The 15,203-nt window shown below is 74.1% G+C and carries 13 protein-coding genes and 2 tRNA genes; 6 read left to right on the plus strand and 9 right to left on the minus strand.

Features of this window, described 5'->3' with window-relative positions; translation table 11 throughout:
• The first annotated feature begins 42 nt into the window (after window positions 1-42).
• Window positions 43-579: a hypothetical protein gene (locus tag IU369_RS08665; protein WP_217924173.1), complete on the plus strand. Its 537-nt coding sequence runs from the start codon at window positions 43-45 to the stop codon at window positions 577-579.
• A gap of 33 nt (window positions 580-612) precedes the next feature.
• Here the strand turns inward: IU369_RS08665 and gad are convergent, their stop codons facing one another.
• Both gad and IU369_RS08675 read right to left on the minus strand, forming a co-directional pair.
• Window positions 613-2,001, minus strand: coding sequence for a glutamate decarboxylase (gene gad, locus IU369_RS08670; RefSeq protein ID WP_217924174.1), 1,389 nt, complete (start codon window positions 1,999-2,001; stop codon window positions 613-615).
• Window positions 2,002-2,169: 168 nt separating this feature from the next.
• Entirely contained in the window at window positions 2,170-3,024 is an 855-nt protein-coding gene (locus IU369_RS08675; RefSeq protein ID WP_217924175.1) for an SRPBCC family protein, read from the minus strand.
• A 207-nt stretch (window positions 3,025-3,231) separates the two neighbouring features.
• Here IU369_RS08675 and IU369_RS08680 point away from each other — a divergent pair, with 207 nt between their 5' ends.
• Window positions 3,232-5,253: a lysyl oxidase family protein gene (locus IU369_RS08680; protein WP_217924176.1), complete on the plus strand. Its 2,022-nt coding sequence runs from the start codon at window positions 3,232-3,234 to the stop codon at window positions 5,251-5,253.
• A 75-nt stretch (window positions 5,254-5,328) separates the two neighbouring features.
• Here IU369_RS08680 and IU369_RS08685 read toward each other — a convergent pair whose 3' ends face one another.
• Window positions 5,329-6,648, minus strand: coding sequence for a DUF2254 domain-containing protein (locus tag IU369_RS08685; RefSeq protein ID WP_217924177.1), 1,320 nt, complete (start codon window positions 6,646-6,648; stop codon window positions 5,329-5,331).
• A gap of 208 nt (window positions 6,649-6,856) precedes the next feature.
• Between IU369_RS08685 and IU369_RS08690 the strand changes: the two genes are divergently transcribed.
• Window positions 6,857-7,564: a ferritin-like domain-containing protein gene (locus IU369_RS08690; protein WP_217924178.1), complete on the plus strand. Its 708-nt coding sequence runs from the start codon at window positions 6,857-6,859 to the stop codon at window positions 7,562-7,564.
• A gap of 185 nt (window positions 7,565-7,749) precedes the next feature.
• Here IU369_RS08690 and IU369_RS08695 read toward each other — a convergent pair.
• The 3 genes from IU369_RS08695 to IU369_RS08705 form a co-directional block, all read right to left on the minus strand.
• Window positions 7,750-7,822, minus strand: a tRNA-Glu gene (locus IU369_RS08695).
• 31 nt (window positions 7,823-7,853) lie between these two features.
• Window positions 7,854-7,924: transfer RNA gene (locus IU369_RS08700), tRNA-Gln, on the minus strand.
• A 44-nt stretch (window positions 7,925-7,968) separates the two neighbouring features.
• Complete coding sequence (locus tag IU369_RS08705) at window positions 7,969-8,853, minus strand: ROK family protein (protein ID WP_217924179.1); 885 nt, start codon at window positions 8,851-8,853, stop codon at window positions 7,969-7,971.
• A 48-nt stretch (window positions 8,854-8,901) separates the two neighbouring features.
• Here IU369_RS08705 and IU369_RS08710 point away from each other — a divergent pair, with 48 nt between their 5' ends.
• Genes IU369_RS08710 through IU369_RS08720 form a run of 3 tightly spaced genes read left to right on the plus strand, consistent with a single transcriptional unit; the run spans window position 8,902 to window position 12,238 of the window.
• On the plus strand, window positions 8,902-9,852 hold the full coding sequence (locus IU369_RS08710; protein ID WP_217924180.1) for a glycoside hydrolase family protein: 951 nt from the start codon (window positions 8,902-8,904) through the stop codon (window positions 9,850-9,852).
• Complete coding sequence (locus tag IU369_RS08715; protein WP_217924181.1) at window positions 9,849-10,997, plus strand: glycoside hydrolase family 68 protein; 1,149 nt, start codon at window positions 9,849-9,851, stop codon at window positions 10,995-10,997. Before IU369_RS08710 ends, IU369_RS08715 begins: the two co-directional genes overlap by 4 nt.
• The gene (locus tag IU369_RS08720; RefSeq protein ID WP_217924182.1) at window positions 10,994-12,238 is read left to right on the plus strand and encodes a DUF4032 domain-containing protein; all 1,245 of its coding nucleotides are present in this window, start codon (window positions 10,994-10,996) and stop codon (window positions 12,236-12,238) included. Before IU369_RS08715 ends, IU369_RS08720 begins: the two co-directional genes overlap by 4 nt.
• Here IU369_RS08720 and IU369_RS08725 read toward each other — a convergent pair.
• From IU369_RS08725 to IU369_RS08735, 3 genes are read right to left on the minus strand one after another with little or no spacing between them, the layout of a single operon-like run.
• Entirely contained in the window at window positions 12,235-13,434 is a 1,200-nt protein-coding gene (locus tag IU369_RS08725; RefSeq protein WP_217924183.1) for an ABC transporter ATP-binding protein, read from the minus strand. The two genes, IU369_RS08720 and IU369_RS08725, sit on opposite strands and share 4 nt — an antisense overlap.
• Window positions 13,435-13,441: 7 nt before the next feature.
• Window positions 13,442-14,272, minus strand: a complete 831-nt coding sequence (locus IU369_RS08730; RefSeq protein ID WP_217924184.1) for a carbohydrate ABC transporter permease — start codon at window positions 14,270-14,272, stop codon at window positions 13,442-13,444.
• Window positions 14,272-15,198, minus strand: coding sequence for a carbohydrate ABC transporter permease (locus tag IU369_RS08735; RefSeq protein ID WP_217924185.1), 927 nt, complete (start codon window positions 15,196-15,198; stop codon window positions 14,272-14,274). The genes IU369_RS08730 and IU369_RS08735 overlap by 1 nt, the downstream gene beginning before the upstream one ends.
• Between the last annotated feature and the right edge of the window lie 5 nt (window positions 15,199-15,203).

The raw sequence follows: 15,203 nt of genomic DNA on the forward strand, positions 1-15,203 counted from the left end.
CCGATCGCGTCGGGCGCCCACACCCGCGCGATCTGCTGCGGGGTGTCCAGCGTGTCGTTCAACGCCGCGATGGTGGTGACGTTGAAGAAGACCGTGCCGATGAGCTGGACGAAGGTCACCCACCAGTCGAGACGCCGTGGCTCGGCGATCATGCGCCGGGCGTCCGGCCGGGTCGCCGGTGCCCCGGGGGCGACGGCCCGGGCGGCGCGGAGCGTCTGCAGGTGCTGCAGCGCCGCGGCGGAGGTGAAGAACGCGGCGCCGATCACGAACGTCACGCCCACCGCCCGGGGATCGAGTCGCGAGGCGACCGCCGGCAGCGAGGCGAGCGCGAAGCACGCCGAGCCGATCACGAAGAGCAGGCCGATCCACCATCCCATTCGGCGGATCGCGCCGGCGGTGTCCGACGGGACGGCGTCCGCTGCGGGGACGGCGTCGGAGAGCGGCCGCAACCCGAGCCCCATCCGGTGGCGACGTGACGTCCACTCGAGGCGCCCCCGGGCGCCGCCGTCGTACACGGCCCGCGAGACGAACGGCCCCCCCCGCCGCTCTCGACGATCCGCCAGTCCTCCGGATGTGTGACGAAGGGCGCGGCGACGCGGGCGGCCGCCCGCGTCATGTGTGACTGAAGCCGCCGTCCCGGATGGATGACGGCCGGCGCTCGGGTTCCCGGGCGAACCGGTCGAGCACCTCCGCGACGTCGGCCAGCAGCAGGTCCGACAGGTCACGGCTGAGTCCGTGTCGCACCACGATCCGGCAGATCGCCATGTCCTCGAGGTTCGCCGGGAGCGTGTAGGCGGGCACCTGCCAGCCCGAGCGCCTCAGCGAATCCGAGAACTCGAAGAGCGTGAAGTTGGCATCGTCCTCCAGCGACCAGGAGAGGAGCGGTAGGTCCGTGCCCCGCGTGATCATCCGGAACGGCCCCATCCGCTCGAGCTCGTCGGCGAGGTGCAGGGCGACGTCCTGGGCCTCCTGCTGGATGCGCCCGTAGCCGGCGCGACCCAGGCGGAGGAAGTTGTAGTACTGCGCGACGACCTGGCTGCCGGGGCGGGAGAAGTTGATGGCGAACGTGGGCATCTCGCCACCGAGGTAGTTGACGCGGAAGATGAGCTCCTCCGGCAGGTCCTCGGTGTCGCGCCAGACGATCCAGCCGACGCCGAGGGGCGCGAGGCCGTACTTGTGGCCCGAGGCGTTGATCGACTTCACCCTCGGGAGCCGGAAGTCCCAGAGCAGGTCGCGCTGGATGAACGGCGCCACGAACCCGCCGCTCGCCGCGTCGACGTGGATCGGGATGTCGAGGCCCGTGTCGCGTTGCGGGGCGTCGAGAGCGTCGCTCATCGCGGCGATGGGCTCGTACTCGCCGGTGAAGGTCGAGCCGAGGACGCCCACGACCCCGATCGTGTTCTCGTCGCACTGCGCCACGGCGCCGGCCGCGTCCATCGCGTAACGCCCCTCCTCCAGCGGTACGAGGCGCTGCTCGACGTCCCAGTAGCGGGCGAACTTGTGCCAGCACACCTGGACGTTCACGCCCATGACGATGTTCGGCGCGTCGGCCGGCCGGCCGGCAGCCCGGCGGCGCTCGCGCCACCTGCGCTGCAGGGCCATGCCCCCGAGCATGCACGCCTCACTCGACCCGGTCGTCGAGGTGCCGATGGCGTTCGTCGCGTCCGGGGAGTTCCAGAGGTCGGCGAGGATGTTGACGCACCTCTGCTCGATCTCCGCGGTCTGCGGATACTCGTCCTTGTCGATCATGTTCTTGTCGCAGGTCTCGGCCATCAGCAGCCGTACCTCGGGATCGACCAGGGTCTGGGTGAAGGTCGCGAGGTTCAGGCGGGAGTTGCCCTCGACCATCAGCTCGTCGCTGATCAGCGCATGGGCGTGGCGCGGGTCCCACTCCCCTTCCGGGATGCGGTACTTCGGGACCTTCTGCGAGGAGTCGGACGAGGGGTAGAGGAGGCTGTGGGCCGCGGCCTCGTCGCTCGTCTTGACGCTGTGGACGGCCATCGTTCCTCCCGGTGGTGCTCGGCGTCCCCCATTCGACGTCGAGCGGCCCCGGGCGCGAATCGTCCCGAAGGGACGATCGTCGGGCCGGCCAGTCGAGCGACGCACCCCGGAGGGAGGACGGCGGCGGACCTCGCCCCCCGGGGCGACGACGGCGCGCCGTGGGACCCTCTACCCCGTGCCCCCTCCGCGCTCCGCGTCCGCGATCTCGGGGGTCGGCGACGGGACGCCCGGAGCGAGCCCCGCGTCCCCCAGGGCCTGCAGCTCCGGGATCGGCGGGGGCAGGGCGTGGCGTGCGCGCGCCGCGGCCCGCCGCCCCCGCCACTCCGAGGGATCCTCGAAATGGCGGCGCGCCGCGTCGAGGAGCTCCGGGCCGGGCTCGACCCCCGGCTCCACCCGCGGCGCGCCCGGGACGATCTCGGCGGGGTAGGGGATGCGCATCCCGAGCGCGGCCTCCGCGACGGGGATCGGGGGGATCGGCACGAGGTACGCCGCGCCGTCCCCGGCGTCACCGACCGCGAGGGAGGTGATCGCGTGCTCGTCCAGGTCGAGGTGGAGGTCCCGGACGGCGCCGACGGGCTCGCCGATGGAGTCGGTCACGGGGTGATCGAACGCGGCGGCGAGCGAGACGATCGACCGTGTGCCGGGCACGCGGGGCGCGTCGTCCACGAGGGCCCCGAGCCGGTCCAGGTCGGCGGTCGGGTCGCCACCGGCCCCGAGGTCGTGGTCGAGCCTGAGGGTCACGCGGGTCCGCTCCCTGCCCGTCCGCTCCAGGGTGAGGAGGCCGGTGTGGAGGGGTTCGCCCCGGGAGGTCCAGCCCACCGAGACGTCCGTCACGACCTCGGTGAGCACCGCGGGCCAGGTGCGCCCGTCCGCCGTCGTGAACGTGAGGGACGTCTCGTCCCGCCGCCGGACCGTCTCGACGCCTCGGAGGAACACCGGCCAGTTCGCCGGGTCCCGGATGACCGCGAACGCGCGGGCGGCGGGTGCGGCGACCTCGGTGGACCGTTCGTGGAAGGTGATCATCCGACGAGTATCCGCGGCGACCCCCGGCGGGCGAAGGTGTCCGGGTCCGCCGGGGTCCGGTCACCCGCCACGCGGCGGGCGACGCGCGCGCACGGGTAACGGGGAGGCGGGGGGTCGCCGAGCGGGCCCGTCGGCTGCGAACAGTCCAGGTGCGGGCCTCGACGGCCGGGGGGCGGGCGCCCCGGCGCGGCCTCGTACGGTCTCCCGATGCCCTCCATCCGTCGCACCGCCACCGTCCTCGGCACCGTCGCGGGACTCGCCGCGGGCCTGCCCGCCGCCGCCACCGCCGCGCTCCCCGACCTGGTCTCCGAGCCCCCGGGGCCCGCCTACGTCGAGGAGTACCGCGACGGGCGCCTCCTGCTCCGCTTCGACGGCTTCGTCACCAACCGCGCCGGCGTCGGCCCCCTCGAGATCCGCGCGAGCGATCCCGACCCCGCCGGGCTGATGCGGAGCATCCGCCAGTTCCGCGACGTGACCTCGCCGGGCGTCGGCGGGTCCCCTGTGCCCGCCCCGGGTGGACGGGCGCCGACCGTCGTCTTCGAGGGGAACGACGACCACAATCACTTCCACCTCAAGGCGGCCGCCGAGTACACCCTGTGGACCGCCGACGGGCGGGCCCAGGTCGCGGTCGCGCAGAAGACCGAGGCGGGCTTCTGCATCGAGGACAGCGACCCGTCGGGCGGCGCGTACAGCGTCGGCACCCACAACTTCTGCTGGCAGGACCGCGACACCAACGGCCAGTCGACGCTGGTGATGGGGATCTCGTCGGGCTTCCGCGACGTCTACACGTCCGGTCTCTCGTACCAGTGGATCGACATCTCCGACGTCCCCCCGGGCCGTTACCGCCTCGGCGCACGCGTCGACCCGGGCGACGTCCTCGCCGAGTCCGACGAGGCCAACAACGGATACGCCTTCCGGGACGCCGTCGTCCCTGGGCACCAGGCGCAGCCCGTCACCGTGGCGCGCTCCACCGGCGACCCGGTGGAGGTCGACCTCCGCGCGGCGAGCTTCGGCGATTTCGGTTCGCGGCGGTACCGCATCGTCACGGCCCCCGCGCACGGGACCCTCGACCGCGCCGTCGGCGACGAGATCGCCGGATCCGTGGTCACGTACACCCCCGATCCGGGGTGGCGCGGCTCGGACGCGTTCACCTACGTCGCGGTCGACACGTCCAGCCGGTACCCGCGGACGCCGACCCCCGCCGTCGCGACCCTCGCGGGCGAGGACGTCCTCGTGACCGTCGGCGGGGGCCCCGCGCAGCTCGTCGCCGGGCTCGGCGCGCAGCTGACCGCGACGGTCGCGAACGGGTCCGGCGGCGTGACGTGGGCCGTCGACGGCGTCCGCGGCGGGTCGCCGGCCTCGGGCACGATCACCGCCGACGGGTTGTACGTGGCGCCGTCCGCGCCGCCGCCCGGGGGCGCCGTCACGGTCCGCGCGACGAGCGTCGCCGACCCGGCCGCATGGGCGGAGATCGCGATCCGCATCGTCGGCGCCCCCGCCGTCGCGGCCGCCCCCGCCGCGGCCTGCGTCGAGGTGCCGGCACGCCGGGAGTCGACGGGTGGGGGGACGGTCCGGCGGTCCGCCGCGCAGCTCCTCATCAACCAGCGCATCTCCCAGGCGGCCGTCCGGCGCGCGAACGCCATCGCGGCGTGGCTCGACGCCGGCGTCGAGGGGCGCGACCTCTGCGGGGGCGCGATCGGCGCCCGCGAGCTCGGCCCCGGCGTCGTCTCCGGCCCGCCCGACCGCCCGAACGACCTGTCGGTCGCGTCGCCCCGCCCGCTCGTGGTGCCCCCGGCGTCGCGTCCGTCGGGCGGGCGCGTCACCCTGACCGGACGTCAGCTCCTGATCAACCAGCGGGTCTCCCAGGCCGCCATCCGCCGCCTCAACGGACTCCGGCAGCGGCTGGCGTCCGGGCTCACCGGGGGCGACCTCGCCCCGGGGACCGTCACCGCCGGGACCCTGGCGACCGACGTCCGCATCCTCGCGGCGGACACCTCGATCGCCCGGCCCCCGGCGAGCCGGACGGTGATCGCGGCCCGCGTGGCCCCGGCCCGGGCGGCCGCCCTGCCGATCACCGCACGGCAGTTCCGCACGAACCAGCGGATCGCGCAGGCGGCGGTCCGGCGCTCCAACGCCCTGGCCGACGAGCTGGCCGCGGGCCTCACGGGGCGTCACATCGCCGACGGCTCGGTGGTCGCGGTCAACCTCGCCCCCGCGCTCCGGCGGTGACCACCCGGCCCACCCGTGCGGCGCCACACGCCGCCGGGTGGGACGCCGTCCGCACCGGCCGGCGGCCCCGCGGCCTCAGGACGGCGCCAGCCGCGCCGCGGCGTGCTCGACGCGCTCCCGGTCGGCGGGATCCGGCAGGGCGCGGCGCGCGCCGTCGCGCACGGCGACGGCGCGGGCGCGGAGCGCCGCGAGCCGGTCGGGGCTCCGCGTCGCCGCGGCGACGCGGCCGAGGGCGTCGAGGAGGACGAGCATGGTCGCGGTGTCGGCCTGGGACTCGGCCGCGCGCACGTACTGGTCGAAGGCGACGCCGACCAGGTCCTCCCAGCCGGGCCGCGGCCGGACGACGACCGTCCGTCCGTCGTCGTCGACGAGCGCGACGCCCAGTCCGCGGTCGGCGACCCGGCGCAGCAGGTCCGCCGTCCGGAGGATCGCCTCCTCCGCCGTGGTCGGGTCGTTGACGCTCGGCGAGAGGGCCCGCAGGCCCACGTCCGTGAGCTGGCGGATGCCGAACGCGACGTCCTGGGTGGTCGTCCTCTGGGTGCCGAGCGCCACGGCGCCCGCCAACCGCTCGATCTGCTCCGCCGTGGGCGGGGCGCCGCCGTGCATCCGGACGACCGGCTCCCCCTCGGCGACGAAGTCGCCGGGCGCCGGTGCGACCTCGGCCGTCCCGCCCGTGGCCGTCGCCACCGCGGCGAGGGCCCGGTCATCCACCCAGCGCACCCTCCCGGTGCGCGTCGCCCGGACCTGCGCGACCAGCGGCAGGTCGTCCGGGACGGCCGCGCCGTCCCGCGGGGTGATCGACGCGTCCAGGGTCGCGTCGATCACCCCGCGCGTCTCCTCCCAGATGGCGTCGATGAGCCTCTCGACGCGTATCTCGGAGGCCATGTGGTGGAAGAAGGCGACGAGGAGGCCCAGGACGACGAAGCCGAGCAGGACCGCGACGTTGACGGTGATCCCGGGCACCTGGTCCTCGCGGACGAGGCGCAACGCGACGATCGCGAAGACGAAGGCCCCGACGAAGCCGCCGATCACCGCCTGGATGACGCGGTCGCGCATGAACCGGCGCATCGCCCGCGGCGAGTACCCCTGCGCCGTGAGCGCCAGCACCGCCAGGGTGATCGACAGCGTGACGCCGAGGACGGTCATCGTCGCCGTCGCGAGGGTCGAGAGGACGCTCCGCGCCGCGTCCGCGTTCCCGCTGAAGACCCAGAACGGACGGGCGTCCTCCTCGTCCAGCATCCGGTCGAACCGCACCAGGGCCTCGGCCGCGACGGCGGCGAGCACGCCGAGGGCCATCGGCCAGAGCCAGAGGCGCTCGCGGAGCACGTCGAGCGAGCGCCCGAGTCGTCCCGGGGTCGCGGCGGGGCCGTGCCTGGTCGCGCTCGAGCGGCTCATCGTGCTCCCCCGTGGTGGACGGCACGCCTCGCCGCGGACCGGCGGAAGGCTACGCGTCACCGGGCCGCGCACCCCGGTGGCGGGGAGCGCCGGGGCCCCGCGGGTTCGCGGGGAACCGCCGCATGATCCGCGCCGGGGCCGCGTGAGTAGCACCTGCGACCGATCATGCGACCGCGCCCACGGCGCGGTCGTCACCGAGAGGACGCACATGTCGGACAGAACGCTCGACCTCGACGCCGTCGACCGCGATGGGGCGATCGCCGAGGCCGCGCACGCGGTGGCCGCCGACCCGCAGCTGGAGGACGCCGCATCGCGCGGCGACACCCGCGCCCAGCTCCTGCGCAAGGCCGCCCTCGGCGGCAGCGCGCTGGTGGGTGGCGGCCTGCTGCTCGGCGGCCTCAGCGGCACGGCGCTCGGCGCCGACAGCCGTTCCGCCAAGCAGGACGTGGCGATCCTGAACTACGCCCTCACGCTCGAGTACCTCGAGGCCGAGTTCTACCGCCAGGCCGTCGCGGGGAACGCCCTGTCGGGCGACCTCAAGACGTTCGCGACGACCGTCGCGGACCACGAGGCGGCCCACGTGGACTTCCTCCGCAAGGCCCTCGGCTCGGCGGCCGTGGCCTCCCCGACGTTCGACTTCAAGGGCATCCCGGGGAACGCCGACCGGTTCATCCGCACCGCCGTCGTCCTGGAGGACACGGGCGTCGCGGCGTACGCCGGGCAGAGCTACCGCATCAAGAAGACGGCCTACATCCTCGTCGCGGCGCAGGTTCTCGCCGTCGAGGCGCGCCACGCGGCGTGGGCGCGGACCTTCCTGCCAAACCGCCTGCCCGCGGAGGACGTCCTGAACGGCCACGCGAACATGAAGCAGGTGCTGGACGTCGTCACGGCGACGGGCTTCATCACCTCCTCGTAGGGGAGGTGCAGGTCGCCGGCGGTGCCTGCGGACCAGGTGACGTCGTCCGGAGGTCGCGCGCGCAACGGACTGCGCCGCGACCCGCGGGACCCACCGGACGTCGCCCGCAGGGACCGCCCGGCGGCCGGTGCACGGGCACGTGCCGGGAGCCCCGCCGCGGCGGGGCTCCCGTCCTGCTCACCGAGTAGCGCATACGGGATTTGAACCCGTGTTACCGCCGTGAGAGGGCGGCGTCCTAGGCCCCTAGACGAATGCGCCACGGACCGGCACCGGACCATGGGGGAAGAAGCTGGGGGAGGAGGATTCGAACCCCCGCTACCGGGGCCAGAACCCGGCGTCCTACCGCTAGACGATCCCCCACCACGGGACGGGCCGACGCGATGGTACCAAACGGCCGGGGGTGCTCAACCCGCGGCGGAGCCCGCGACCGCGAGCGCACCGCGGGGGCCGGCCATCGCCCCGAGGCCGGGGGCCTGCACGAACGCGGGGTCGGCGTGCTCCGGCAGGCCCGGGTACCCGCCGAGCGCCCGTCCGAGGTGGGCGCGCACGGCGGGGAGCAGGCCCGGGAGCGACGCGACGCCGCCGCCGATGAGGATCCGCTCCGGGGCGACGGTGTAGACGAGCGCCCGCAGCCCCTGCGCCAGGTAGTGGGCCTCCAGCTCCACGGCACGGTCGCGGGCGGGGCCCGCGAGGTCCTCCGCCGGTGCGCCCCAGCGCGCCGCGATCGCCGGACCCGCCGCCATCCCCTCCAGGCAGTCGCCGTGGAACGGGCAGACGCCGGGGAAGTCGTCACCCGGGGCCCGCGGCACCGCCACGTGGCCCGCCTCGGGGTGGACGAGGCCGTGCAGGGGACGCCCGCCGGCGACGACCCCCACGCCGACGCCGGTGCCGACGGTGACGTAGGCGAACGTCCCGAGACCCCGTGCGGCGCCCCACCGGCCCTCCGCGAGGGCGGCGCCCGTCACGTCCGTGTCGACCGCCACCGGCACCCCGAAGGCGTCGCGGAGGGGGCCGACGAGGTCGACGCCCGACCAGCCGGGCTTCGGGGTCGCGAGCAGCCGGCCGTGCCCCGGGCCGGGCCGAAGGTCGAGCGGGCCGAACGCCGCGACGCCGACGGCCTCCATCGGCCCCGCGTCGGCCGCCATCCCGCGCAGCGCCTCCACGGCGTCCGCCAGGGTCTCGGCGGGCCCGCGCGTCGGGAACCGGCGCTCGGCCAGGACCCGTCCCGCGCCGTCGCCGACCAGGCAGACGAACTTGGTGCCACCCGCCTCGACTCCCCCGAGGATCACGGCCGCAGGATGACAGCAACGGGCGGGCGTCGCGGCTAGTGTCCCTCCATGACCCTCCGGCTCCCCGACCGCTGGATCTGGGACTTCTGGACGGTCGACGAGGGCGCGCGGATCCACGTGTTCTACCTGCAGGCGCCCCGGTCCCTCGGCGACCCCGACCTGCGCCACTGGAACGTCACGATCGGGCACGCCACGTCCCCCGACCTGCGGCGGTGGGAGATCCAGCCGGACGCCCTCGCCCCCGGCGCGCCCGGGACGTTCGACGACCGCTCCACCTGGACGGGCAGCATCATCCGGGCGGGCGGGGCGTGGGCGATGCTCTACACCGGCACGTCGTCGGCGGAGGACGGCCTCGTCCAGCGCGTCGGCCTCGCGACCTCCGACGACCTCACCACGTGGACGCGGCACCCGGGGCCGGTCCTCGAGGCGGACCCCCGCTGGTACGAGCTGCTCGACCGCGACGCCTGGCACGACCAGGCGTGGCGCGACCCGTGGCTGTTCCGGGTCGACGGCGACGACGCCGTCCACGCGTACGTCACGGCCCGCGCGCGTGACGGCGACCCCCGGGGCCGCGGGGTCGTCGGGCACGCCCGGTCGCGGGACCTCGTGACGTGGGAGGTGCTGCCCCCCGTCACCGCGCCGATGGGCTTCGGCCAGATGGAGGTGCCGCAGCTCGTCGCGGCCGGCGACCGCTGGCACCTGCTGTTCTCGTCCGACCCCGGCACCCGCACCGACGCGCTCGGCCTGCGGGGCTCCGGCACGTACGGCCTCAGCGGGCCCACCCCGTTCGGCCCGTTCGACCCGGCGACGCTCACCGAGCTCGACGCCGGCGCCGACCACGTCACGTACGCCGGCCGGGTGGTCCCGCACGGCGGCGGCATGTCGTTCCTCGCCTGGGTGGGCTACCGCGACGGGGTGACGTTCGCGGGGGAGCTGGCCGAGCCCCGGCCCGTCGTCGCGGGGGCCGACGGGACCCTCACGATCGGGGCGCCGCGGTGAGCGCCCCCGTCAGCCGGTGGACGCCCGCCGACCTGGACCGCCCCGCCCCGCCGGACGTCGCGCTGCCGGTGCTCGACGCCGCCGCGGCCCCGCGGACGCTCCCCGGCTGGGACCTGTGGGACCCGGCGCCGGTCCGCACCCCGGCGGGGGGGCCCGCCCGGATCGACGGCGGCGAGCTCTGGCAGGCGCTGTCGGCCCCCGCGGCCGGCGACCCCGGCGCCCGCCACGACACCGCCCGGCTGCGCCTCCTCGCGGGCGCGCCCGGGGCCTGGCGGGACCTCGGCCCGCTCCTGCCCGACGGGGCGTCCCTCGGCTCCCGCGAATGGGCGGCGTCGCTCGTCCTCGACGACGAGCGCGGGACGCTCGACGTGCTCTACACCGCCGCCGGCGGGCGCGACGGGACGCTGCCCCGCTTCACCCAGCGCATCGTCGCGACGTCGGCCCGCGCCGTCCGCACCGGCGACGGCGGCCTGCGCCTGACGGACTGGACGCCGCACCGCGAGGTCCTCGGCGCCGACGGGGTGCTCTACGACCGCACCGACACCGACGACGGGGAGCCCGGCTTCATCACCGCGTTCCGGGACCCCTTCCCGTTCCGCGACCCCGCCGACGGGCGGGAGTGGCTGCTGTTCGCGGCCTCCGCGGCCGGCTCGGCGAGCACGTTCAACGGCGCCGTCGGCCTCGCCGCGGCGACGGGGGACGGGGGGTACCGGCTCGCGCCGCCGCTCCTCCGCGCCGACGGCGTCACCACCGAGCTGGAGCGGCCCCACGTCGTCGTCCACGGCGGCCGCCACCACCTGTTCATCTCGACCCAGGCCCGCACGTTCGCCCCCGGGGTCACCGGCCCGACCGGGCTCTACGGCTTCGTCGCGCCGGCCCTCACCGGCCCCTACCGGCCCCTCAACGGCTCGGGCCTCGTGCTGCGCAACCCGCCGGCCGAGCCGTACCAGGCGTACTCGTGGCTGGTGCTGCCCGACCTGCGGGTCGCGGCGTTCGTCGACATGCACTCGCTCGGCGGCAGGACACCCGACGACGTGACCGCCGCGGGCCCGGAGACCGCCCGCCGCCACTTCGGCGGCACCCTCGCCCCGTTCGTGCGCCTGCGCATCGACGGGGACCGCGCCGGTCCCGCCGGCCCCGCATGACCACCGGGCTCGAGCTGGTCGTCCGCGCCGGCCACCCGGACTTCCTCGACCTGCCGTGGTCGGAGCCGCTGGAGGAGTGGCGGTCGGAGCGGCTCGTGCGCATGGCGCGGGGCATCTCCCGCCACGTCGTGCGCTTCGTGGCCTACGACGACCGCGTCTACGCCCTCAAGGAGACCGAGGTCGGCGCCGCCCAGCGCGAGTACCGGCTGCTGCTGGCCCTGCGGGAGGAGGGCCTGCCGGTCGTCGAGCCCGTCGGCGTCGCGCGGTGGCGGGGGGATGGGGGAGGGCCCGACCGCGCCACGCTCATCACCCGCTACCTCGACTACTCCCTCCCGTACCACTACCTCCTCGCGCGACGCGGGCGGCCCGGCCTGCTCGACCGCCTGCTCGACGGTGGCGCCGTGCTGATGGCGCGCCTGCACCTCGAGGGCTTCTACTGGGGGGACTTCTCCCTCTCGAACGCCCTCTTCCGGCGCGACGCGGGCGCGTTCACCGCGTACCTCGTGGACGCCGAGACGGGGGAGCGGCGGCCGTCGCTGAGCGACGCGATGCGCGACAACGACGTCGACGTCGCCGTGGAGAACATCGCCGGCGGGCTGATGGACCTGCAGGCCGCCGGGCGGATCGAGGAGGACCTCGATCCCGTCGCCCTCGCCGCGGGGTTCCGCGAGCGCTACCGCGACCTGTGGCTCGAGCTGACCCGGGAGGACGAGGTCGGCGCCGACGAGCAGTGGCGGATCACGCAGCGGATGGAGCGGCTCAACGCCCTCGGCTTCGACGTGGAGGAGCTCGCGCTCGTGCGCTCCGCCGACGGGGAGCGCCTGCGGATGCGCCCGACCCTCGTGGAGGAGGGCCACCACTCCCGGGCCCTCGCGAGCCGCACCGGCGTCCGGGTGCAGGAGAACCAGGCCCGCCGGCTCCTCAACGACATCGCCGCGTACGGCGCGTGGCTGGAGCACCACGAGGGGACCCCCGTCCCCGACGCCGTCGCGGCGTCACGGTGGCTCCAGAACGTCTACGAGCCGACCATCGCCCGCGTCCCCGACGAGCTCCGCACGCGCCGCGAGCCGCCGGAGCTCTTCCACGAGATGCTTCGCCACCGCGACGCCCTCTCGCGGGAGGCCGGCCACCAGATCGGCAACGCCGAGGCCATGGACTCCTACGTGGCCGGCGTGCTCCCCGGACTGCCCGAGGAGCGCCTCCTGCGCGAGACGGACGACGCGGACGACGGGTCGGCCTAGGCCACCGCGCTCGGCTCCCCGTCGGCGGCGGTGCGGAGGGTGAGGTTGTCGCCGGACGACGGATCGAAGAGGTGCATGCGGCGCGAGTCGACGTGCAGCTCGGCCTCCTCCCCGTCGCGGATGCGGCTCGACGAGTCGAGGGCGACGATGATCTGGGTGCGCAGCGCCTCGCTGTCGAGCTCCTGCGCGAGCTCCTCCAGCTGCGCCTCCACCTCGGGCGGGGCCTCGTAGGGGATGTAGCCGAACGCCTCGTTGCCGAGCCACTCGACCACGTCGATCGTGGCGCGGAACGTCGCGCCGTCGCCCGCCTTCGCGGAGTCCATGACGCTCGCGTCCTCGAAGTACTCGGGGCGGATGCCCGCGATGAGCAGCGTGTCCTCGGGGATGCGGCCGTCGCGGGCGTGCTCCGGCAGATCGACCGTGGCGAACGGCAGCTCCACCGTGCCGCCCTTCACCGTCGCCGGCATGAAGTTCATCGGCGGTGAGCCGATGAACCCGGCCACGAACAGGTTGACCGGCTGCTCGTAGAGCTCCCGCGGGGGGGCCAGCTGCTGGAGGACACCTCGCCGCAGCACGGCGACGCGGTCACCGAGGGTCATGGCCTCGGTCTGGTCGTGGGTGACGTACACCGTCGTGATGCCGAGGCGCTTCTGCAGCCGCGAGATCTCGGTGCGCATCTGGCCGCGCAGCTTGGCGTCGAGGTTGGAGAGCGGCTCGTCGAAGAGGAACGCCTGAGCGTCGCGCACGATCGCCCGCCCCATCGCCACCCGCTGGCGCTGCCCGCCCGACAGGTTGCCGGGCTTGCGGTCCAGGTGCTCGTCCAGCTCGAGGGTCGCGCTGGCCTTCCGGACCTTCTCGTCGATCTCCGCGGCACTCAGGTCCTTGGAGAGGCGCAGCGGGAAGGCGATGTTCTCGTAGACGGTGAGGTGCGGGTAGAGCGCGTAGTTCTGGAACACCATCGCCAGGTTGCGGTCGCGCGGCGCCTTGTCGTTCACCCGCTCGCCCCCGATGACCATGTCGCCCGAGGTGATGTCCTCGAGGCCCACGATCATGCGCAGCAGCGTCGACTTCCCGCAGCCGGACGGGCCCACCAGGATGACGAACTCCCCGTCCTCCACGTCGATGCTGACGTCGTTGACGGCGGGGAACCCGTCGCCGTACTCCTTGACGATGTTCTTCATCTGGATCGCAGCCATGGCTCCCTTACCCCTTCACCGCGCCGGCCGTGAGGCCCGCGACGATCTTCCGCTGGAACAGCAGCACGAGGACGATCACCGGGACGGTGACCATCACGGCGGCGGCGGCCAGCGTGGACACCGGCGGGTTGAACTGGTCCGGGCCGACGAAGAACGCGAGCTGCGCCGGCACCGGTCGTGCGTTGGTCGTTGACGTGAGCGAGATGCCGAAGACGAAGTCGTTCCAGGCGAAGAAGAAGGTCAGGATCGCCGCCGTGAAGACGCCGGGCGCCGCCAGCGGGACGATGACCTTGCGGAACGCCTGCCACGCCGTGGCGCCGTCCACCTGGGCCGCCTGCTCGAGCTCCCACGGGATCTCGCGGAAGAAGGCCGTCAGGGTCCAGATGGCGAGCGGCAACGTGAAGCTCATGTAGGGGATGATCAGCCCGGGCCAGGTGTCGAACAGGCCGAGCGTCCGCCACATGTCGAACAGCGGCCCGATCAGCGACACGACCGGGAACATCGCGATCGCGAGGGCGATGGTCAGCACCACCTTCTTCCCGCGGAACCTCAGCCGCGCGATCGCGTAGGCGCAGAGGGTGGCGATGATCACCGAGAGCACCGTGGCGATGATCGAGATGCCGAACGAGTTGATCAGCGCGCGCTGGAAGTCGTCGTTCTGCAGCACCGTGCTGAAGTTGTCCCCCGTCCACTCCTTCGGCAGGAACTGCGGGCTGCCGGCGGCCGTCTCCTCGACGGGCTTGAACGACAACGACAGGATCCAGGCGATCGGCAGGAGGCACCACAGCAGCAGCAGCGTGGCGCCGATGATCACGCCGGCGTTCATCCTCGCCTTCATCAGCCCTCCCTCCTCGCGGCCGCGAGGTCGACGCGGAACAGCTTCACCAGAAGGAACGCGATCAGCAGGACCGACAGGAAGAGCAGCACCGAGAGGGCCGACCCGAGGCCGAGCTCGAACTGCTCGATGACCTGGCGGTAGGTCAGGAACGACACCGACTCGGTGTCCTGGGCGCCCCGGGTCATCACGTAGATGTTGTCGAAGATGCGGAACGCGTCGAGGGCGCGGAAGAGGACGGCGACCATGATCGCCGCCTTCATGTTCGGCAGGATCACCTTGTAGAGGCGCTGCCACCAGCTGGCGCCGTCGACCTGGGCGGCCTCGACCATGTCGCCGGAGATCTGCGACAGGCCGGCGAGCAGCAGCAGCGCCATGAACGGCGTCGTCTTCCAGATCTCGGAGACCATGATCGCCGTCATCGCCGACCAGTGCTGTCCGAACCAGTTGAAGTCGCTATCGACGAAGGGCAGCCAGCCGTTCACGAAGCCGTTGTTGAGGCTGAACGCGAACTGCCAGGCGAACGCCGAGACCACCGTGATGATGCCGTAGGGGATCAGGATCGAGGTGCGGATCACGCCGCGCGCGAAGATGATCTTCCACATCACGTAGGCGAACGCGAAGCCGATCACGAGCTCCACGCCGACGGTGACGACCATGATGACCACGGTGTTCCACACGTCCTTCCACCACAGCGGGTCGGTGAGGACCGTGACGTAGTTGTCGAGCCCGAGGAACTCCCGGTCGTCCGGCGCCGTGGCGCGGTACTGGAAGAGCGACAGGTACAGCGCCCGGAGCATCGGGTACGCCGTGACGGCGAGCATGATGACCACGGCCGGCGCGACCAGCTTCCAGGCCAGCCGCTCCTCCGAGCGGGACCGGTCGGTGGTGGCCGTCCTCCTCGGTGCGGCGACGGTGTCGGTGCTCATGGGGT

The organism is Miltoncostaea oceani, assembly GCF_018141545.1.
Classification (GTDB): domain Bacteria; phylum Actinomycetota; class Thermoleophilia; order Miltoncostaeales; family Miltoncostaeaceae; genus Miltoncostaea; species Miltoncostaea oceani.